We start from the raw sequence: 20,240 nt of genomic DNA, 5'->3' as shown, positions 1-20,240 counted from the left end.
GTAGTACCTCCTCAATAAAGTCTAACCTATGGTAACAAATTTTCGGCGAAAAGGGCTTCTATCCCAAACATTTCGCCGGGTTTGTGACAAAGATTTTTTCCAGCTGTGCGTCTGTCACGCCCATGTCCTTCATCATAGGAATAACCCTTGTAGGAATATTTTGGATATTTGCATGTTTGAAGATAGGAAGCTGGTTCTTATCTCCGTCGTAGCGTCCAAGTTCCACGGTAACGTTGTCGTGGCTCATAAGGATTTGGTCCTCATATCCTTTTTCCAAAAGCTTGACGATTGTCTGACAGCGCTCCTCGTCGGTAGGGGTGTGGAAGAGTTCGCCCTCTAAGCCGAAGCGGTCGAAGCAGTCGAATACACCCTGCTGTAATACTCTTTCATGGTAGTCAATGTCCGTGCTTCCACACATATGGCCAATGGAAATACTGGACGGGTCGGCGCCGTTTTCAATCATAATTTTTGCCTGCTCCGGTCCCATTGTTCCAAGCTCTGTGTGCGTGATAATCGTGCCGCCGGTCTCTGCATTTACTCTTGCGGCTGCCTTTAAAAACGTTTCCTCAATCGGAGTAATCTGTCCGGCGCTGGTGGCGATCTTCATAACGCCTGCCTTGATGCCGGTTCTGCCAATTCCTGTGGTCATTTCTGTTTTCATCATCTGATAGATTTCCGTCAAGATGTCGTGGGAACCACTGCGGAATTTCCAATAGCCGTGGGCGCTCATATTTTCATAGTAGTAGCCTGTGGAGCAGATGATATTGATTCCAAGGGCGATAGACATTCTGGCGAGGAACATGGGGTCCCGTCCACATTCATTATTTGTGGCGTCTACAATAGTTTTGAAGCAGTACGGCTCCTCTGTGATTGGCTTAATCCATTTCATGTTTTCCTTCATGCAGAGAAGTTCGTCAAATGGCCCTAAGGTGCTGTCGCCCTGGAAACCGCAGAATCCGTAGATAAGGTGCTCGTGCATCAATGTTCTTCCCAGGTCCTTCGCCTCAATGGGCCCCAATACAGTGTTGATTGTCTTTGACATAATTTTTCCTTCCTTTCCTTAAACCTTTCATTTTGAATTACATTCCGCTGCGCGGTGATCAGTTTTTTCGTTTCTTCATAAATCCTTTTGCGCCTGGTGGCTTTAGGCGGAGCTTACGCCGGATATTTTTTTATTAAATATTCCTGGCCAACAGCACATAATCCGCACAGGATTGCGCCCATGACAAGGTTGATAGCAAGCCCTAGGATTCCCATTGGATTTGCGGTGTAGTGCGCGCCTGTTGCAAAGGTAAGACAGACTCCGGCGAAGATAAACGGCACGACGCCGAAGGGGGTTTTGCCGAGATAGTGGATGTGCAGAATCATTGTGATTGCGGTTCCGACAACAATGGCCAAAAATCCTGACAGCTGGCCGAATCCCGGAAGCTGCATGAGAAGCAGGTCAACCTGTCCCCAGAACACGCCTGCCATCATACTGCATATTACCGGCACCATATCTTTACTGCCGAAGCCCCCGGCAAAAAATACGGCAAGACATACAAATAAAATCCACGGAGCCCCCGCCCCGTTTGCAAGATATTTGTAAGTTGGGACAAGCCCTACAAGCCAGTTGAACAAAGCGCTTAGCAGAGATACCCAGATAGACCAGTAAATAACGGTTTTCTTAGACATAAAGTACAACTCCTTTCCTGTTTTTTCGCATTGCTGACAGTTTCTTAAAACCGTTTTTGAGCGTTGACTGCTGGCAGATAAATAATTTTAAGATTCCGACAGAATTCAATTGTTTTATAATTAAAATATAAAGCAATCTATGTACCAACTTTGCGAAAAGATATTAAACGGGTTCAGAGCATGTAAAATACACGGAGAAATTTTTCAGAGGCATGAAAATGTTGTATTTTTAACGAACATATTTATAAAAAATGTCCATATTTAAAACAGAATTAGAAGGAAATAGGGATATATTATATAAAAAATAGTTGGCACATAATGTGCTGAATAATTAGATAGTTAAAAATTTATTTAATTTCAATATTGTAAGGAGGAATATCAGAATGGATACAGAAAAAATGAAAATGCCCACATTTGATTTAGCGGGAAAGGTTGCAATTGTGACAGGCGGAACCAAGGGACTGGGTTATGGTATTGTTATGCAGTTTGCGGCGCATGGGGCAAAAGTTGTGATTACCAGCCGCCATCAGGACGACTGCGACCGCGTTGCGGAGGAAGTAAAGGCGATGGGAGCAGAGGCGGCAGGTATCGCCACAGATGTCCAGAATATTGAACAGATTCAGAATTTAGTAGACAAGACGGCGGAGATGTTTGGCTCTGTTGATATTATGGTGAATAACGCAGGCGTTGCCATTACAAAGAAAATTTTGGACACCAGCGAAAAAGAATATAACACGGTTTTGGACTCCAACTTAAAGAGCGTGTACTTTGGCTCCCAGATTGCGGCAAAACAAATGATTAAGCAGGGGAATGGCGGAAAAATTATTAATATGTGCTCCATTGGCGGAATCAAGGGAAATAACGGAGTGGCTTCTTACGGGGCTTCTAAAGCAGGCGCAATCAACTTGACGAAATCTTTGGCGTGGGAGCTGGCCAGGTACGGAATCACCGTAAATGCTATCTGTCCGGGATATGTTATCACAGAGCTGAACAGAGAATCGCTTGTAGGAACGCCGTTTGGCGAAAAGCAGTTGAAGAATATTCCGCTTAGAAGATTTGGAACTGTAGAGGAGATTGCAAACCTTACACTGTTCCTGGCTTCTGACTGCTGTAACATGATTGACGGGGAATTTATTGTAGCAGACATGGGCGCGACCTTGGGCGGAAACGTATAAAGTAAAATTCTTATAATACCTTAAAAATATATTGTTTTTATAAACCATTACAATTGTATAATTGAAAAAGCAGGAAGGGCTGTCCGCAAAATGAATTTTAACAGTTTGTTTACATTTTGCGGCGGTCCTTTCTTTTTTTTGCACACTTTTGCCCTCCATGAATTGAAAAAACGGCGGTTTGGTGTTAAAATAATTAAAGTAAAGATTCAGTTCCTTGAAATTCTGGCAATGGATGTAGTGGAGCTGGAGGAATTTTTACAGAACGAGTACATCAGCACCCCGCTGTTTGAAAAAATTCCCAGCCAGGAGGCGCTCGGATTACAGACAAAAGAAGAAGCAGAGTATGTACCACATGATTATCTGTATACTGGAAGAGATATTATCGAGTCGTGGGATGAGGACGGCAGAAGGAAACAGAATATTGCCGCAGGGCAGGGCAATGTCCGCAGAGCAGATTAAGGATGTTATCCGCGCCCTTGTAGAACAGGAGGATAAGAAGAAACCATACAGCAATTCAAAACTGACGGAATTGTTAAAAGACAGAGGGATTCGCATTTCCAGACGGGCAGTGGCAAAATACAGAGACGAGCTATGGATTAAGAGCAGCGTGGACCGGAGGGAAAGATATTGTCAATGTGCGGGGCATGTTATTCCTTGTACACTGACGTGAAGCAAATTTTACAGGAAATAGGAGAGAAAAAACGTGATTCCAGCTGAATGCAGCGATTTGCTGAAGAATGAATTGTTTGTTGAGATTATGGATAATATAGATGATATTGTTATGATTATTGACAGAGATACGAATATTGTGTACGTCAATAAGTCTTATGAGAGGACGTTTAAGTGGAAGCGGGAGAAGATAATCGGGAAGAAGCTCCAGGACATAGAAGGCAACACGACCGCCATAAGGGCAATGGAAAAGGGCGAGACCCTCGTTCACACAGTAGAGTATCTAAAGTCTGCGAATATTGATTCCGTCGGGGTTTCATTTCCGTTGCGGGTAAATGGGGAAATCGTGGGAGGCGTGTCTGTGTTTAACGATATGAGCAAGTACGTAAGTCTCGTTTCTAAACTGCAAAAGACGAAGGAAATGAACAAATATCTGGAGGATTGTCTGGGAGATCCGATGCTCCAGAAGTGGTCGAAGGAATTTATCACGGTTAATCCCCACATGAAGAAAGTGCTGGAGCTTGCCATGAGGGTGGCGCAGTCGGAGGCGACGGTGCTGATTCGGGGCGAAAGCGGTACGGGGAAAGAGGTTATGGCGTCGCTGATTCACCACAACAGTCAGAAGGCGGACGGTCCCTTTGTGAAGGTGAACTGTGCGGCGATTCCCGACAACCTGCTGGAGAGCGAGCTGTTCGGATATGAGGGCGGCGCGTTTACAGGCGCCCGAAAAGAGGGAAAGGCCGGAAAGTTCGAGTTGGCGCAGAACGGCACCATTTTCCTGGATGAAATCGGGGATATGGATATTAACATGCAGGTGAAGCTGCTGCGCGTTATTCAGGAGAAGGAAGTGGAGCGGATTGGCGGGAACAGGTCGTATCCGCTGAATATGCGGATTATTGCCGCGACGAATCAAGACTTGGAGGAACTTGTCCGGAAAGGGAAGTTCCGGCAGGATTTATACTACCGTCTGAACGTAATCGAGATACGGATTCCTCCGCTTTGCAAGCGTAAAGACGATATTCCCGTGCTGGTCTACCATCTGGTGCAGAAGTTCGGGGGCGGGGGGGTCAATGTATCTCCACGGGCCATGCTCTGTCTAAAAGAGTACGACTGGCCCGGCAATGTGAGGGAGCTTCAAAATGTTTTAGAACACGCCTGTATTATGCGGATTGACAACATGATTGACGTCATGTCATTTCCGCAGTACATGAGGCCGGACGCGGGGACGGAAGCGGAGACGGTTGTCCACGCGCCGAATAATTATGATTTAAAAGAAATGACTGCAGTGCTTGAGAAGGATTTGATTCAGGAGGCGCTGAAAAAATATTCCAACAAGTCAAAGGCAATTAAGGCGCTGGGCATTTCCAGAAGTTCTTTTTATGAGAAGGTGAAGAAATACAATATAGAAGTCGATATGGCGGATGCAGAGAAGTAAAGCATATCCGCCTGGGTCGCTGCCCACTGGAATAAATGTAAAAAAGAATGAAAAAAGCTGTCATGCGGATTGAATACATTTTCAGCATGACAGCTTTTTTTGTACGGAAAACGAACACATAATATGTCAAATCCGAATAACCGGACATATATGTGACGTGAAAATAAGGGAAAATACGAGGAGAAAAAAGGTTTTCTGGATTGTTAAAAACTTGGCATGTAGATTGCGTAATATATAAGCAGGAGATAAGGTGGAGGATTTTAGACTATGAAAAAGGCATTTACCCCCTGCCGGATAGGGGCATGTGAATTGAAATACCGTTTTGTGATGACAGCCGGAAATTTAGGCTGGTGCACGGACGGGCATGTCTCTGACGAGACCGTTGCATTTTACAGGGAACGGGCAAAGGGAGGAGCAGGGCTTATTGTTGCAGGCGCCGCCGGGGTAGACCCTGTTAGAATGAACCGTCAGGGAATGATGCAGGTCTGTCAGGACCGGTTCATACCGGGTCTAAAAAGGCTTGCGGACGACGTTCACAGGCACGGAAGTAAAATATTTCTCCAGCTTATGCACGCAGGCGCTTATGCCAAACCAGAGGAACACGGCATGTTACAGCCTGTGTCCGCCTCAGAGTACGAGTGTGGTTTCACAAGAGCCCGGACAAAGGAGCTTACTGTGGAGGAAATCCGCCAGATTGAGGAATATTTTAAGGACGGCGCGCTTAGGGCGAAAGAAGCCGGGTTCGACGGCGTGGAAGTAATTGCAAGCGCGGGCTACTTGATTTCCGAGTTCCTCTCCAAAGCGGTCAATAAGAGGACGGACGAATACGGCGGAAGTCTGGAAAACCGGACGCGTTTCTTAGAAGAAATCTTACAGCAGATAAAAAATTCCGCCGGGGCAGACTATCCGGTTATGGTGAGGCTGTCGGGAGCAGATTTTATTCCGGGGGGAAATACTGCAAAAGACACGGTGGAGACGGCAAAGCGGATTGAAAGGTGGGTGGACGCTTTGGATGTTACCGGCGGGTGGCACGAATCCCAGGTTCCGCAGATTACCTACCACGTTCCCCACGGCGCATATTTGTTTCTCGCAAAGCTGATAAAAGATGTGGTCAGCGTCCCGGTGGTTGGGTGTAACCGTCTGGATATGGATACAGCCGTAAATGCGATTGAGGCGGGAACCATTGACATGGCGGGTATGCTTCGGGGGTTTATTGCAGACCCTGCCGTTGTAGAGAAATATAAAACCGGAAGAAAAGCAGAAATCCGCCCCTGTCTTGGTTGTAATCAGGAGTGTCTGGAACGGATTTTCCGGGGAGGCAGGCTTGGGTGCGTGGTGAATCCGCTGGTGGGCAGAGAAGATGAAAAGCTGCACACAGGGGCGGAAAACCAGCAGATTCTCGTAGCCGGGGCAGGCCCTGCAGGGCTTGCATTTGCGTCAGAGTCGGCGAAGACGAACCGGGTAACCGTGTGGGAGAGGGAAAACACATACGGGGGAATGGCAAGGCTTATTGGTCAAATGCCGAACCGGGAGGATACGCAGTCGTATTTAGAATATTTATTTTATATGTGCAATAAGCGGGGCGTCCGCTTTGTGTTTCAAAAAAATGCAGACCCGCGGGAGCTTTTAGAGCTGTTGGAGAGCGGGAAGTTTGACAAAGTTGTGGTTGCGTCAGGCAGTCTTTATGAAAGAGAAATAAAACGGGAATATCCTGTTGCACCAGATGCCAGGGTGCTTAGTATCCAGGATTTCTTCCAGGAGAAAGCCTGTTCAGATAAACATATGGTTATAATAGGAGCCGGCTATCAGGCGGCGCAGCTTGGGCTTACATATGCCAGTAGGAGGTACAGGGAGGAAGAAAGGAGATTTATCGGGAAATATGCACCTGCATATACAGAATGTGTTGATAACATTATGAGGCGCGAAAAGCCTGAAATTACTCTTATAACAAAAGGGAAAAAGCCGGGAGAGGGCTTCGGGATGACGACGCGCTGGATAATGCTAAAAGAAATAAAAGAATCCGGCATTGACGTAAAGACGGAAACGGAAGTGCTCCGGGTGGAGAAAAACCGGGTTGTCTGTAAAGAAAAGGGAGAGGAAATCTTCATCCCGGCAGATATGGTTGTAATCACCGGAGGAGAAAAACCAAATCCTGTTTTTCATAAGGAAATACCAGAGGCACTAAAAGGCCGTATCTTATGGATAGGAGATGCCGGAAAAACAGGCAGAATATCAGAAGCAGTTAAAAGCGCTTTTCAAACTGCCATAAATCAGAAGGAGGATAGAGATGTTTGAAAAAAAGCATGAAATGTTAAGAAAACTGGCAAAAGAATTTGCGGAGAAGGAAATCAAGCCCATTGCCGACGAGGCAGAGAAAAATAACGGCTATCCGGAGGGATTAATGCAAAAAGCGGCCAAATACGGGTTCGGCGGAATCACCATCCCCGTAGAATATGGCGGAGCCGGCGGAGACTACAAATCACTTGCTATTGTAGTAGAAGAATTTTGCAAGGTAGACGCGGCTGCCTCCTCTCTGCTTATGAGCAATTCATTATCCGGAGCGCCGTATCTCTACTTTGGAACAGAGGAGCAAAAGCAGAAATACTTAAAGCCAATGGTTCTGGGAGAAAAGATTGGCGCGTTCGCGCTGACAGAGCCAGGCGCCGGCTCCGATTCCGGCGCGACCCAGACCACCTGTCTGTGGGACGAGGAGCAGGGCTGTTACATATTAAACGGTAGAAAATGTTTCATCACAATGGGACCGATTTGCGACCATGCGGTTGTATTTGCAAAGTCAGACTTGAATGAAAAGGGCACGAGAGGAATCTCCGCTTTTATCGTAGAGGCAGGCTGGGAAGGATTCTCCAGAGGTAAGACGGAGGAAAAGATGGGTATGCACGCTTCCGTGACTTCGGACTTGATTTTCAACAATGTGAAGGTGCCGAAAGAGAATCTGCTGGGCGAGGAGAAGAAGGGCTTTAAAATCGCTATGAGCATACTGGACGCAGGACGCGTGACTGTTGCCTCCCAGGGACTTGGAATCGCGGCAGGCTGTCTGGACCTTGCAATCGCGTACTCCAAAGAGCGTGTGCAGTTCGGCAGGCCGATTTGCAAATTACAGGACGTGGCGTTTAAGCTGGCAGATATGGCGACGGAAGTAGAGTGTACCAGACAGCTTGTATATACGGCGGCAGATAAGCTGGATAAACACGAGAAGGTGACAATGCAGGCGGCAATGGCAAAATACAAAGCCGGAGAAGTCTGTAACTCCGTTGCGTACAAGGCTCTCCAGATTCATGGAGGCTACGGCTATATGCAGGACTATCCAATTGAGCGTATGTCCAGGGCTGCAAGGCTCGTGTCCATTTACGAAGGGACTTCGGAGATTCAGAAGCTTGTAATATCTGGAAATTTACTAAAATAGCGGAGGTATACAATGAGAATATTAGTTTGTGTAAAACAAGTGCCAAATACAAATGAAGTAAAGATTGACCCGGTAAAGAAAACGCTGATTCGTGACGGCGTGGAAAGTATTTTAAATCCTGATGACGACAACGCATTGGAGGCGGCCCTTCAGTTGAAAGACAAGTACGAGGGAACAAAAGTCACCGCCATTTCTATGGGGCCTCCGCAGGCTTCTGAGGTGCTTATTGAGTGTATGGCAAAGGGCGCGGACAACGCGGTACTGCTTTCCAGCCGTGCTTTCGGAGGCGCGGACACATGGGCGACCTCTAATACAATTGCGGCGGCTATTGAAAAGATTGGCGAGTACGACATTATTTTTGCCGGACGGCAGGCAATTGACGGCGATACCGCTCAGGTAGGCCCACAGATTGCGGAGAAATTGGGAATCCCGCAGGTTACATATGTAGAGGAAATCATCAAATGCGAGGAAGGAAAAGTCGTTGTAAAAAGACAGCTTGAGGACGGATATGAAATCATAGAGATTCCAACCCCATGTCTGCTTACTGCTATTAAAGAATTGAATACTCCGCGGTACATGACCGTGAAGGGAATCTATGACGCCTATGGAAATCCGGACAGAATTCAGGTGTGGAATGAAAACGACATTCCGGTAAAACCGGACGAAATCGGGCTGGACGCTTCCCCGACAAAGGTGTTCCGTTCCTTCACGCCGGACCCGAAGGGCAAGGGAATTATGATTGAGGGAACGCCGAAACAGGAGGCGGAGAAGTTAATAGAAGAACTGAAAAAGAAACATATCTTGTAGGAGGAATCGTTATGGCGGTAAGAGTAAATGCAGAAAAATGTAAAGGATGTACGCTGTGTGTAAAAAGCTGTCCCTTTGACGCGATTGAGATGAAAGAGAAAAAGGCAGTCATTACAGAGAAATGTACGGCCTGCGGAGCATGTATAGAGAAATGTCCTTTCCACGCGATTTCAAAGGAGGAACAGGGAGCAGGCGCAGATTTGTCGGCATACAAAGATGTGTGGGTATTTGCGGAGCAGAGAGACGGCGTGATTACCCCGGTTGTAAAGGAACTCCTGGGCAAAGGGCGCGGCCTGGCAAATGATATTGGAGATGTAAAATTATGTGCGATCCTGCTTGGAGAAGGGCTTGGAGATATGACAAAAGAGCTTTTCGAGGCGGGGGCAGACATTGTGTATACGGCGGAGAGCCCGTTGTTGTACCGCTACACGGCGGACGGATACACCAAGGTAATCACAGACGCGATTCACGAGTTTAAGCCGGAGATTGTACTCTTTGGCGCAACCCATATCGGACGGGACCTGGCGCCGAGAATTGCAAAGAGGGTGGGAACCGGACTGACGGCAGACTGTACACAGCTTGACATTGATCCGGAGACAAAGGGAATTTTGCAGACCAGACCAGCGTTCGGCGGAAATCTGATGGCGACAATCAAGTGTCCGGGACATAGACCGCAGATGTCGACAGTAAGACCGGGCGTTATGGATAAGCTGCCGGTGCAGGAGGGACGAACAGGGGAAGTAAAACCAGTGTCCTTGAACCTGCAGGAATCCGACATCCGCACGAAAATTTTGGAAATCGTAAAGACGGCAAGGGATATGGTTTCCTTAACAGATGCGGAGATTATCGTATCAGGCGGAGCAGGGCTTGGAGAAGCCAGCGGATTCAAGCTGATTCAGAAGTTTGCGGACCACGTGGGAGGAGTAGTCGGCGCTTCCCGTGCGGCGGTAGATTCCGGCTGGATTGACCACTCCCACCAGGTAGGGCAGACCGGAACGACGGTAAAACCGAAAATCTATATTGCATGCGGCATTTCCGGGGCGATTCAGCACTTGGCAGGTATGCAGACTTCAGATATTATTATTGCTATCAACAAAAACCCAATGGCGCCTATATTCCAGGTTGCGGATTACGGAATTGTTGGGGATTTGTATAAGGTAATCCCGGAGATTATGGAAGTCTGGGAATAAATTTGCTTGAGTAAAATTTTAATACAGAGGGACAAGGTTCGTTAAAGTTTAAAGGGCGGTGGATCACCGCGGAAAGGAGCAAAACATGGCAAAAACATTAGAAGGAAAGGTAGCAGTTGTAACTGGTGCAGCACGGGGGCTTGGAAGGGCTTATGCCCTTCGGCTGGCCGAACTTGGCGCAGATGTGGGCGTAATCGACATTGATTTGAAATCCTACAAGCAGTTTGAGGGCGAGGAGAAACTGTTGACTGCGGATACGACAATGGACGAGTGCCGTGCGCTGGGCGTGCGCTCCGCAGGGGCAGAGGCAGACTGTACGAAGAGAGAGCAGGTATTCGAGGCGTTTGCAAAACTGGAAAAAGAATTGGGACCAATCGACATTGTAGTAAACAACGCAGGCGGCGGACTTGGAGCACCGGACGGCAACAAGGCTTCCTCTCTGAACTGGGAGCAGTTCTACGGCGTAATTGAGAGAAACTTCTACGCAACCGTATATGCCTGCAACGCAGTTGCACCAGGCATGAAGGAAAGGGGATTCGGAAGAATCATCAACGTTATTTCCGTAGGCGGACTTATCGCAAACAGCGACGGAAGCTACGCGCATTACGCTTCAGCGAAAGCGGCGATTAAGCAGTATACCATGGTGTTGGCCCAGGAGTGCGGACGTTATAATGTGACCGCCAACTGCATCGCCCCTGGATTTATCGCAACAGGACGTTTGCTGGAGAACTACAAGAAAGCGGGCGAGGGTACCTTCCTTAGAAACGTGGCGATGAAGCGCTTTGGCACACCGGAAGACTGTGCAAATGTAATCGAGTTTCTTGCGACAGACCTTTCTTCTTATGTAAATGGAGCGGTAATCGAAGTGACAGGAGGTACGGTAGGCAGAATGATTATGAATGAACCTGCGGAATGTTAAAGCAGGGTTCATTTTTACCTAAATTTGTTAAATTCGTAACAAATCTGAGAAAAAGGAGATATAATATGGAAAGATGGGAAAAGCTGGAGAGAAAGACAGCTCCTGCGATTGCGGAAGATATTCAGGGACCTTTGAGCGGAATACGCGTGCTGTTAAATGGTTCGGTTGTGGCGGCGCCGTTTGCTGCGACAATGTTAAGCGACTTCGGAGCGGAAGTTATTGCGCTGGAGCGCCCAAAGATAGGCGGCGACACGGCAAGAGCACAGAAACCCCAGATTACGGAAGGGGAAAAGCACATCAGTGGTTCATGGATGCAGAATGCGAGAAACAAATTAAGTTTTACTCTGGAGACAAATTTTAATAAAGTGCCGGAATCCAAGGAGATTTTCTTATCCTTGATTAAGGAGTGCGACGTCTGGATTGAAAATATGGTTTGGATTGAGAAGCTGGGAATCACAGACGAAATGCTGATGGAAGTAAATCCAAGGTTAATTATCTGCCATGTAAGCGGATTTGGCACACCGAAATTCGGCGGTGAGGAGAGATACTTAAACCGTGCATGTTACGACCCGCTGGCACAGGCAGAATCAGGGTGGTGCCTGCTTCAGGGCTTCCCGGATAAACCGCCGTACTATGCACAGCAGTATATCGGCGATTATCTGTCCGGACTGTTTGCGGTAAACGGTATTTTGATGGCGCTGCGCGTAGTGGAAAAGACAGGGAAAGGCCAGATTATTGATTCTACCCTCTGCGAGAGCTACATGAGAGTTATGGATGACAACTACACACTGTGGAGCCAGGCGGGAATCCAGAAGCAGAGACAGGGAATCAAACAGGCGACCTACCAGCCGGCAGGTATTTTCCCCACAAAGGACGGAAAATACATTAACCTGGGAGCATACGGTAAAGGCGCTTACGAGAAGGTTATGAAAGGCTTTGGCTTTGATTTGGAGAAATACAGCTATGAAGCGGCCGGCGGAAGCGAGGAAGCGTTACAGAGCGACCTTGGAAAAGAGCTGGATCAGAAGTTCGCAGATTACTTTATGGAGCACGATTCAAAAGAGGCAATCGACATTCTCATTGACAATAGAATCGGAGCGGCTGTCATCAAGAACTGTGAAGACGTTATGAACGAGGAACACTGGAAAGACAGAGGCGACTGGGTTACTTATGAGGACCAGACCCTTGGAAAGGAAGTTACAGCCTTTGGATTTGCGCCGAAGATGTCTGAAACGCCGGGCAAGGTTTGGCGTGGCGCTCCCAGACTTGGACAGGATACAGAGGCGGTTATGAAGAAACTGCTGGGCTACTCCCAAGAGGAGATAGACGCCTTCAAGGGCAGAGGAATTATTGACTGACACATTAAAGGTGGAAGCATTTCACAGAAAATCCAGGTCGGAAGGAAACAAGGGAAAGAGCAATATAAAGGAATGGACATTTATGAAACATACTTTTTGTCAGATATTCAGAGAAACGGCGATAGATTATGCAGAGAAACTGGCGGTTTCAGACGGTGAGCGCTCTGTGACTTACCAGGAATTAGAAGAGTACAGCAATTTTCTGGCAGAATATCTGCGCGGGCTTGGGATAAGGAACGGAAATACGATTGCCATACAGACTGGGAGAACTGTAGCGTCCATTATCGCAATGATTGGGGTGTGGAAAACAGGGGCGTGTTTTGTATTTTTAGATGACAGCTACCCGGAGACGAGAAACGAGAAGCTAAAAGAGGATTGCGGATATAATCTGGTGATTACGAGAGGGTGGATGGACGGGCTGGACTGGAAGCGCGTTCAGGAGAGCCGTGACGATTCCAGACCGGAGAAGCTGGCGCTTCTAATCTATACGTCGGGGACCACGTCCAGGCCGAAGGGCGTAATGATTGAGCATCGCAACCTCTGTGCGTCTTTTGAAAATTATAAGAGGCTGGGATTTTGTAAGGAGGATAGAAACTGCGTGTTCGCAAACTTCGGCTTTGTGGCGGCAATGTATGATATTTTTGCCACATTGTCCATTGGCGGAAGCGTGGTGCTGATTCCAGAGTGGAGACGGAGGAATATAGGACTGATAACCGAATTTCTGGAAAAGGAAAAGATAACGGTTACGTTCCTTCCTCCCCACATGGCAAGGAAATTAATGGAGTACGATTCGTCAAAGCTGGCCCTTAGGACGCTTCTTGTAGGAAGCGAGGCGGTGCACGGGCTTCGTAGGCAAAGCTACCGCATTTACAACGTGTATGCAGCGTCGGAACTTTGTGCACTCACCGCCTGCTATGAAATCGTAGACGCCCGGGGTTCTTACCCAATAGGCACGTTAAATGAGAACCTGAAAGGGTATATTGTGGACGAGGCGGGAAATCAGGTGGAGCCGGGTCAGGAAGGCGAGCTGTGGCTTGCAGGACCGCAGGTGAGCAGAGGGTACTTAAAAAGACCGGACCTTACAGAGAAGCAGTATATACCCAATCCTTTCTCCCAGGAACCAGGATACGAGAGAGTATTCAAAACCAGGGATATTGTGCGTCAGGACAAAGAGGGAAACCTAAACTACATAAGCCGGCTGGATAATATGTATAAAATACGAGGGTTTCGAGTAGAGGGAGGCGCTGTGGAATCGGCGGTTCTGCGTTGCCCGGAAATTAAGGAGGCGGCAGTCAGGGCATTTACGGACGAGGGCGGAGTAAATATCCTGTGCGGGTATTTTGCGGCAGATGTGGACATTGATGTAAAAAAGCTAAAAGAGGAACTGAAAGCAATTTTGCCTTACTACATGATACCCACATGTTTTATCCGCATGGAAAGCCTGCCTCGGAACATGAACAATAAGATTGACAGAAATGCGTTGGTTCCGCCAAAAGAGCTAAACGACCACAAGCTATTGGAGAAGCTGTACTAGAGTGGAATCAGGCAGGAGGAAATTTAAATGACAGAGGAATTATACGAGAAGCTGACAGATTTTTTTGACGCGGATATTAACCAGTACCTGAGCGAACACGGGGGCGGTGCGGAGGTCGTTGACGTAGAGGGCAGTACGCTGATAATCCGTCTGACCGGGGAGTGCAGAGGGTGCCTCTCCATGAATGAAACCGTAAACGGTGTTATTTTAAAGAAGGTGCACGCCGTATTTCCTTTTATAGAAAAAGTAACTGTAACAGACGACGTAAGCCCGGAAGTTTATGAAATGGCCAGCAAGCTGTTTACTTCCGGAAGATATTAAACAAGGAGGAGAAAAACTATGGGAGTTGGAACATATGAAGGATATATAAAGAGAATGGAGAAGATGAAGCCAAACATTTACCTTGACGGCAAATGCGTGGACAGAATGGGACCGTGGAACGAGGCAGGTTTCTGGGTAATGAAACAGTGCTATGACATGGCAAATGACCCAGAGTACGCAGACGTCTGTACTGCAACCTCTCATTTGACCGGGGAGACTATTAACCGCTGTACCCACATCCATCAGTCCCAGGACGATTTGCTGAAAAAACAGCTTATGACCCGTCTGGTATGTCACCACGTGGGAGGCTGTATGCAGAGATGTATGGGAACAGACGCCTTAAATGCAATTGCGGTTGTATCCTATGACTGCGACAAGGCGCTTGGAACAAAATACCATGAAAGGTTCAACAAATATCTGGAGTACTGCCAGAAGCACGATTTGATTTGCAACTGCGCCCAGACAGACGTAAAGGGAAGCCGGAACGCGAAATATAAAAGAGCGCACGAACAGCCGGATCCGGATATGTTCCTGCACGTAATCAAGACGGACGTTGACGGTATGGGAATTGACGGAAAGCCGTGTAAAGGCGTGATTGTACGCGGAGCGAAAATCTGTAACTCCTGTGCGCCTTACGTGGATGAAATCATTGCAACGCCGACGAAGTTCATGGGACGGGGGGATGAAGGCTATGCAATCAGCTTTGCCCTTCCTGCTGACTGGGACGGCCTGAAGCTTATGGCGCTTCCGGGACTGCACCACAAGAGAAAACATTTGCAGGCGCCTTTCAACCACAACGGCGACAACGAATCCCTGACAATTTTCGACGACGTATTCGTGCCGGAGGACCGTATTTTCTTAAATGGATTCGACGGTCCGGACGTTGTGCAGTATGCAGGATATATGGCATTGATGTTCGCACACTTCCACAGACATTCCTACACAGGCTGTAAGACTGCGGTTTCCGAGATTATCGCTTCCCAGGCGGCGCTTGTGGCGGACGTAAACGACATTGCAGGAGCGTCCCACGTAAGAGAAAAACTGTGCGACATTATAGGAACGGCGGAGCTTGTATTTGCGGCAGGGCAGGCCAGCGCGTACCGCGCTGTAAGGTTCCCCAACGGCTCCTGGGTGCCGGATGAGATTTTGACAAATGCAGGCAGAAGGCTTGCAGGACACAATATTTACCACGAGTATGAAATCCTGGCGGACTTAACTGGCGGAATCTGCGCGTCCCTCCCTACGGAGGAAAGCTTCTTTGCACCGGAGACCGCAGAACTCTGCAACAAATATATTATGCGCAACCCGGCGTACACAGCAGAGGAAACACACCGTGTAATGCGTATGATGGAGGATAAGCTCTGCGACGCATTCGAGGGCGCGCAGTGCGTGGCAGGCGTACACGGCGGCGGATCTCCGCTTATGGAAACCATTACTATGATGAGCCGTTACGACTTGGAAGAGTTGAAGAAAATTGCAAAATATTTGGCGGGCTTTGACGGCGTAGACTGCCCAAGATACGAGAGAGCGACGGCGACGCCAAGAGCAATGCTGGACAGATTCAAAAAGACACAGAATTAGTAGAGAGGGAAAGGAGGAAAATATGAGTAAATCTATTCAAAATATTCTTGTAGTAGGCGCGGGGCTTATGGGAAGCGGTATCGCGCAGGTATTTGCGGCAAACGGGTATAAGACGACGGTTGCGGACTTGAAGCAGGAGTTTGTTGACAAGGCAATGAAAAAGATCGACTCCGACATTGCAGAAATGAAGGAGGAAGGGCTTGCGGACGACGCATACGGCGCCGCAGTAAAGGAAAATCTTACAGGGATTTTAAACAGCCAGATTCCGGAAGTGGCAGGACAGATGGACTTGGTTGTGGAAGTTATCTTTGAAAACAAGGACGCGAAGAAAGAGCTGTACCAGACGCTGTCCAACAACTGCAAGGAGAACTGTATTTTCGCAAGCAATACTTCCGGAATGGATATATTCAGCTTAACAGATGATTTTATGAAGCGCCCGGAGCGTATGATTATTACACACTGGTTTAATCCGCCCCACTTGATGAAGCTGGTGGAGGTGGTAAAAGGGCCTAAGACTTCTGATGAGACGGCGGAAACCATCCGTGCATTGTTGGAAAAATGCGGGAAAGAACCGGCAGTTTTGAATAAATTTATGCCAGGCTTTATTGTAAACAGAATGGCGACGGCAATCTGCCGGGAGTTATATTACATGGTAGAGCAGGGCTGGGCTTCCCCCCAGGATTTGGAAAATGCTATGAAGAATACAAACGGGCTGCGCTGGGGATTTGAAGGTCCTCTTGGACTGTGGGATTTCGTAGGGCTTAATATACCAGCAACTGTGGCGGCAGACGTTATTCCGACTTTGTGCAGCGGAGGAAATAACATTCCATACGTTGACCGTCTTATTGCAGAAGGCAAGACAGGCGTGAGAGCAGGGGAAGGCGGACTGGGCAAATACCCTGCTGACATAGACGCGTTTATCAGAAAGAGAAATAAAAGAATCCTTACCATGTACAAGGTGTTAGAGGGATTTGCAAAAGAGGATGAACAAGAATAATTGTTAGAATGGAGGAACAGAAAATGGCCATTGGAACTTATGAAGCTTACAGGGAAAGACTTTCCAAAATGAGACCAAACGTATATATTGACGGGAAATGCGTGGACAGAAACGGCGACTGGATTGAAGGCGGATGTTATGTAATGAAGGTCTGCTATGACATGGCAAATGACCCACAGTACGAGGATGTGTGTACTACAACGTCCCACCTGACCGGGGAGAAAATCAACCGCTGTACGCATATCCACCAGTCTCAGGATGATTTGCTGAAGAAACAGCTTATGACCCGTCTGATCTGCCACCATGTAGGAGGCTGTATGCAGAGATGTATGGGGACAGACGCGCTGAACGCAATCGCGGTTGTTTCCTACGACTGCGACAAGGCGACGGGAACAAAATATCACGAGAGATTTAATAAATATCTGGAATACTGCCAGAAGAACGACCTTGTCTGCAACTGCGCCCAGACGGACGTAAAAGGAAGCCGTAACTCCAAATATAAAAGGGCGCATGAACAGCCGGACCCGGATATGTTTGTACATGTAATTAAGACAGACGTAGACGGCGTGGGCGTGGACGGAAAGCCATGTAAAGGCGTGATTGTCCGCGGTGCAAAAATCTGTAATTCCAACGCTCCGTATGTAGATGAAATTATCGTTACACCGACGAAATTCATGGGACGGGGGGATGAAGGCTATGCGATTTCGTTTGCACTTCCAGGCGACTGGCCAGGCATGAAGCTGATGGCACTTCCAGGTCAGCACCACAAGAGAAAACATTTAGAGGCTCCGTTTAACAAGGTGGGCGACGTGGAATCCCTGACAATTTTCGATGACGTATTCGTGCCGGAGGACAGAATCTTCTTAAACGGCTACGACAACCCGGATGTGGTACAGTATGCAGGATATTTGGCGCTGATGTTCGCACATTTCCACAGACATTCCTACACAGGCTGTAAGACGGCGGTTTCTGAGATTATTGCTTCCCAGGCTGCGCTTGTAGCGGATGTAAACGACATTGCGAAAGCGTCCCATGTAAGAGAAAAATTATGCGATATTATCGGAATTGCAGAGCTTGTATTCGCGGCAGGGCAGGCCAGCGCATACCGCGCAATTCAGTTCCCCAACGGCTCCTGGGTGCCGGATGAGATTTTGACAAACGCAGGAAGAAGGCTTGCAGGCCATAACATCTACCATGAGTATGAAATCCTGGCGGATCTGACCGGCGGTATCTGTGCTTCCCTTCCTACAGAGGAGAGCTTCTTCGCACCAGAGACGGCGGAACTCTGCAACAAATACATTATGCGTAATCCGGAGTACACCGCAGAAGAAACGCACCGCGTAATGCGGATGATGGAGGATAAACTCTGCGACGCATTTGAGGGCGCACAGTGCGTGGCAGGCGTACACGGCGGCGGTTCTCCGCTTATGGAAACCATCACTATGATGAGTCGTTACGACCTGGAAGAACTGAAGAAAATCGCAAAATATCTTGCCGGCTTCGACGGGGTAGAGTGCCCGAGATACGAGAGGGCAACTGCGACGCCGCGGGCTATGCTGGAGCGGTTCAAAAAGACACAGGGATAATACATAAATAGATGATACAGAAATATTAAGAAGAAATATTAATATGAAATAAGAGCGGTATTGAATTTTGCTGAAAAATCAATACCGCTTTTTATATTATTTTAGAACATATATTATTATAGAACAAATCGGTTAGCCGAGGGCTTTTTCCGCAGCTTTTCTTCTGCTGTACATATAAGCCTGGCCGTACACCAGTCCGTACATACAATAAGCCATAGTAATAGACGCCAGTCCGTCCACTACAGAGTGCTGTTTTAAAAATACAGTGGAAAGGCATATAGCGGTCATAGCAAAGCCGGAGAATATACGCACTCCACGATGCTTTTTCAAAGTCTCGCTTTGAAGAACAGCTATGTGAACTCCAATAGAGTTGTACACATGAATACTTGGCAGAACATTGGTACAGGTATCTGTGCTGTAAAGCCATGCTACAATATGAGTAAAAATATTTTTATCCGGGTTAATGGCAGGTCTGAAGTCAGTGCCGTTAGGGAAGATGGTACATATAATCAGGCTGATTGTCATTCCGGTAAACAAAAATGTGGATAATTTGTAAAAATCCTTCCGGTTGACAAAGAAAAAGTATATCATAGCTCCCGCAACATAAATAAACCAAAAGAAATAAGGGATGACAAAATATTCATTAAAAGGAATATAGTCATCTAAAGCCACATGAATAATGTGGTATTTTGTCACGGTCTTTTCCAGATGAGCGAACCATGGCAGATAGATAAAACCATAAAGTAATACCCATGCATGTTTATATTTATTAATAAAAGCTTTCATGGTCCTGCCTCCTTACTATTTGATTTTTCACGGATTATAGCACAATAAAAATGAGAATACAAGGCCGTTAATAAAACGTTAAGAAAAATTAACCAGTGGTTTATATTTCCATTTAAAATATTAGATTTAAAGGTATTGTATGCAGAAAAAATAGAAATATCACATTTGTCGAAATATGTAATAACACGCGATTTATTATAATTGTAGAAATACTACTGGCATGATATGATCCAATAGGTGATACATATGATAATAGGTTCAGACGTAATTTATCAGTCCGCTCAGGCTGCAGAAGATATGTTTCAGGCAATGGAAATTTTACAGGGAAAAATAAATTTGACAGGACTGCATTATATTGATGATGAGACAGCGGCAATCAACTTGGAAATGGCATTGCTGTGGAAGAGTATAAATATGGAAATTTCCAGACAGTAAATAATAATAAGGCAGGCAGAATGCCTGACAGTAGAAACTTAAATTTGTAATATAAAAAAGTCCTTGAAAACCAAGGACTTTTTTTAGTAGCGGAAGGGAGATTTGAACTCTCGACACTACGGGTATGAACCGTATGCTCTAGCCAACTGAGCTATTCCGCCATATGAATTATAAGTGACTGAGAAAACTTTTGAAATGGGGCCTACAGGGCTCGAACCTGTGACCCTCTGCTTGTAAGGCAGATGCTCTCCCAGCTGAGCTAAGACCCCAGAAGTTTAAGCTTGTCACTTTTTGTTGCTGTCTCATTCCCGACTGCTTTGATAGTATAATCCGTATTGTCGAAATTGTC

The 20,240-nt window shown here is 47.1% G+C and carries 19 protein-coding genes and 2 tRNA genes; 16 read left to right on the top strand and 5 right to left on the bottom strand.

What is annotated here, in order from left to right:
• Window positions 1-58: 58 nt before the first annotated feature.
• Entirely contained in the window at window positions 59-1,042 is a 984-nt protein-coding gene (locus tag C1A07_RS04125; protein ID WP_101875975.1) for a phosphotriesterase family protein, read from the bottom strand.
• Between the two features lie 113 nt (window positions 1,043-1,155).
• The gene (locus C1A07_RS04120) at window positions 1,156-1,674 is read right to left on the bottom strand and encodes a DUF1097 domain-containing protein (protein WP_101875974.1); all 519 of its coding nucleotides are present in this window, start codon (window positions 1,672-1,674) and stop codon (window positions 1,156-1,158) included.
• Window positions 1,675-2,057: 383 nt separating this feature from the next.
• Here C1A07_RS04120 and C1A07_RS04115 point away from each other — a divergent pair, with 383 nt between their 5' ends.
• The 15 genes from C1A07_RS04115 (at window position 2,058) to C1A07_RS04050 (ending at window position 18,670) form a co-directional block, all read left to right on the top strand.
• Window positions 2,058-2,849, top strand: coding sequence for an SDR family NAD(P)-dependent oxidoreductase (locus tag C1A07_RS04115; RefSeq protein WP_101875973.1), 792 nt, complete (start codon window positions 2,058-2,060; stop codon window positions 2,847-2,849).
• A gap of 90 nt (window positions 2,850-2,939) precedes the next feature.
• Window positions 2,940-3,308 carry a hypothetical protein gene (locus C1A07_RS16060; RefSeq protein ID WP_145996033.1) on the top strand — a complete coding sequence of 123 codons (369 nt, stop codon included), beginning with the start codon at window positions 2,940-2,942 and terminating at the stop codon, window positions 3,306-3,308.
• Window positions 3,289-3,519, top strand: coding sequence for an RNA polymerase factor sigma-54 (locus C1A07_RS04110; RefSeq protein ID WP_242972243.1), 231 nt, complete (start codon window positions 3,289-3,291; stop codon window positions 3,517-3,519). Before C1A07_RS16060 ends, C1A07_RS04110 begins: the two co-directional genes overlap by 20 nt.
• 33 nt (window positions 3,520-3,552) lie before the next feature.
• Window positions 3,553-4,953 carry a sigma-54 interaction domain-containing protein gene (locus tag C1A07_RS04105; RefSeq protein ID WP_101875971.1) on the top strand — a complete coding sequence of 467 codons (1,401 nt, stop codon included), beginning with the start codon at window positions 3,553-3,555 and terminating at the stop codon, window positions 4,951-4,953.
• A 267-nt stretch (window positions 4,954-5,220) separates the two neighbouring features.
• A complete protein-coding gene (locus tag C1A07_RS04100; protein WP_101875970.1) occupies window positions 5,221-7,248 on the top strand; it encodes an oxidoreductase in 2,028 nt (675 codons plus the stop codon).
• Window positions 7,241-8,377 (top strand): acyl-CoA dehydrogenase family protein, encoded by a 1,137-nt coding sequence (locus C1A07_RS04095; RefSeq protein WP_101875969.1) that lies wholly within the window; start codon window positions 7,241-7,243, stop codon window positions 8,375-8,377. The genes C1A07_RS04100 and C1A07_RS04095 overlap by 8 nt, the downstream gene beginning before the upstream one ends.
• 12 nt (window positions 8,378-8,389) lie before the next feature.
• The gene (gene etfB / locus C1A07_RS04090; RefSeq protein WP_101875968.1) at window positions 8,390-9,184 is read left to right on the top strand and encodes an electron transfer flavoprotein subunit beta; all 795 of its coding nucleotides are present in this window, start codon (window positions 8,390-8,392) and stop codon (window positions 9,182-9,184) included.
• A gap of 11 nt (window positions 9,185-9,195) precedes the next feature.
• Window positions 9,196-10,374, top strand: coding sequence for an electron transfer flavoprotein subunit alpha (locus C1A07_RS04085; protein ID WP_101875967.1), 1,179 nt, complete (start codon window positions 9,196-9,198; stop codon window positions 10,372-10,374).
• 85 nt (window positions 10,375-10,459) lie between these two features.
• Window positions 10,460-11,293 (top strand): SDR family NAD(P)-dependent oxidoreductase, encoded by an 834-nt coding sequence (locus tag C1A07_RS04080; protein WP_101875966.1) that lies wholly within the window; start codon window positions 10,460-10,462, stop codon window positions 11,291-11,293.
• Window positions 11,294-11,358: 65 nt separating this feature from the next.
• Window positions 11,359-12,651, top strand: coding sequence for a CoA transferase (locus C1A07_RS04075; RefSeq protein ID WP_101875965.1), 1,293 nt, complete (start codon window positions 11,359-11,361; stop codon window positions 12,649-12,651).
• A gap of 82 nt (window positions 12,652-12,733) precedes the next feature.
• Entirely contained in the window at window positions 12,734-14,185 is a 1,452-nt protein-coding gene (locus C1A07_RS04070) for an amino acid adenylation domain-containing protein (RefSeq protein WP_101878037.1), read from the top strand.
• A gap of 27 nt (window positions 14,186-14,212) precedes the next feature.
• The gene (locus C1A07_RS04065) at window positions 14,213-14,506 is read left to right on the top strand and encodes a NifU family protein (protein ID WP_101875964.1); all 294 of its coding nucleotides are present in this window, start codon (window positions 14,213-14,215) and stop codon (window positions 14,504-14,506) included.
• Window positions 14,507-14,524: 18 nt separating this feature from the next.
• Window positions 14,525-16,087 (top strand): 4-hydroxyphenylacetate 3-hydroxylase family protein, encoded by a 1,563-nt coding sequence (locus C1A07_RS04060; RefSeq protein ID WP_101875963.1) that lies wholly within the window; start codon window positions 14,525-14,527, stop codon window positions 16,085-16,087.
• A 22-nt stretch (window positions 16,088-16,109) separates the two neighbouring features.
• Window positions 16,110-17,084: a 3-hydroxyacyl-CoA dehydrogenase family protein gene (locus tag C1A07_RS04055; protein WP_101875962.1), complete on the top strand. Its 975-nt coding sequence runs from the start codon at window positions 16,110-16,112 to the stop codon at window positions 17,082-17,084.
• 23 nt (window positions 17,085-17,107) lie between these two features.
• The gene (locus C1A07_RS04050; protein WP_101875961.1) at window positions 17,108-18,670 is read left to right on the top strand and encodes a 4-hydroxyphenylacetate 3-hydroxylase family protein; all 1,563 of its coding nucleotides are present in this window, start codon (window positions 17,108-17,110) and stop codon (window positions 18,668-18,670) included.
• Between the two features lie 132 nt (window positions 18,671-18,802).
• Here the strand turns inward: C1A07_RS04050 and C1A07_RS04045 are convergent, their stop codons facing one another.
• The gene (locus C1A07_RS04045) at window positions 18,803-19,456 is read right to left on the bottom strand and encodes a phosphatase PAP2 family protein (protein WP_101875960.1); all 654 of its coding nucleotides are present in this window, start codon (window positions 19,454-19,456) and stop codon (window positions 18,803-18,805) included.
• A gap of 246 nt (window positions 19,457-19,702) precedes the next feature.
• Here C1A07_RS04045 and C1A07_RS04040 point away from each other — a divergent pair, with 246 nt between their 5' ends.
• Window positions 19,703-19,891 carry a hypothetical protein gene (locus tag C1A07_RS04040; RefSeq protein WP_101875959.1) on the top strand — a complete coding sequence of 63 codons (189 nt, stop codon included), beginning with the start codon at window positions 19,703-19,705 and terminating at the stop codon, window positions 19,889-19,891.
• Between the two features lie 87 nt (window positions 19,892-19,978).
• Here the strand turns inward: C1A07_RS04040 and C1A07_RS04035 are convergent.
• Both C1A07_RS04035 and C1A07_RS04030 read right to left on the bottom strand, forming a co-directional pair.
• A tRNA-Met gene (locus C1A07_RS04035) sits at window positions 19,979-20,052 on the bottom strand.
• A gap of 35 nt (window positions 20,053-20,087) precedes the next feature.
• Window positions 20,088-20,160, bottom strand: a tRNA-Val gene (locus tag C1A07_RS04030).
• Between the last annotated feature and the right edge of the window lie 80 nt (window positions 20,161-20,240).

The sequence above is a fragment of the Lachnoclostridium edouardi genome (assembly GCF_900240245.1).
GTDB classification, from domain to species: Bacteria; Bacillota; Clostridia; order Lachnospirales; family Lachnospiraceae; genus Lachnoclostridium_A; species Lachnoclostridium_A edouardi.
Note: the sequence above shows the minus strand (reverse complement) of the source record. Positions and strands in the feature narration are given on the sequence as shown.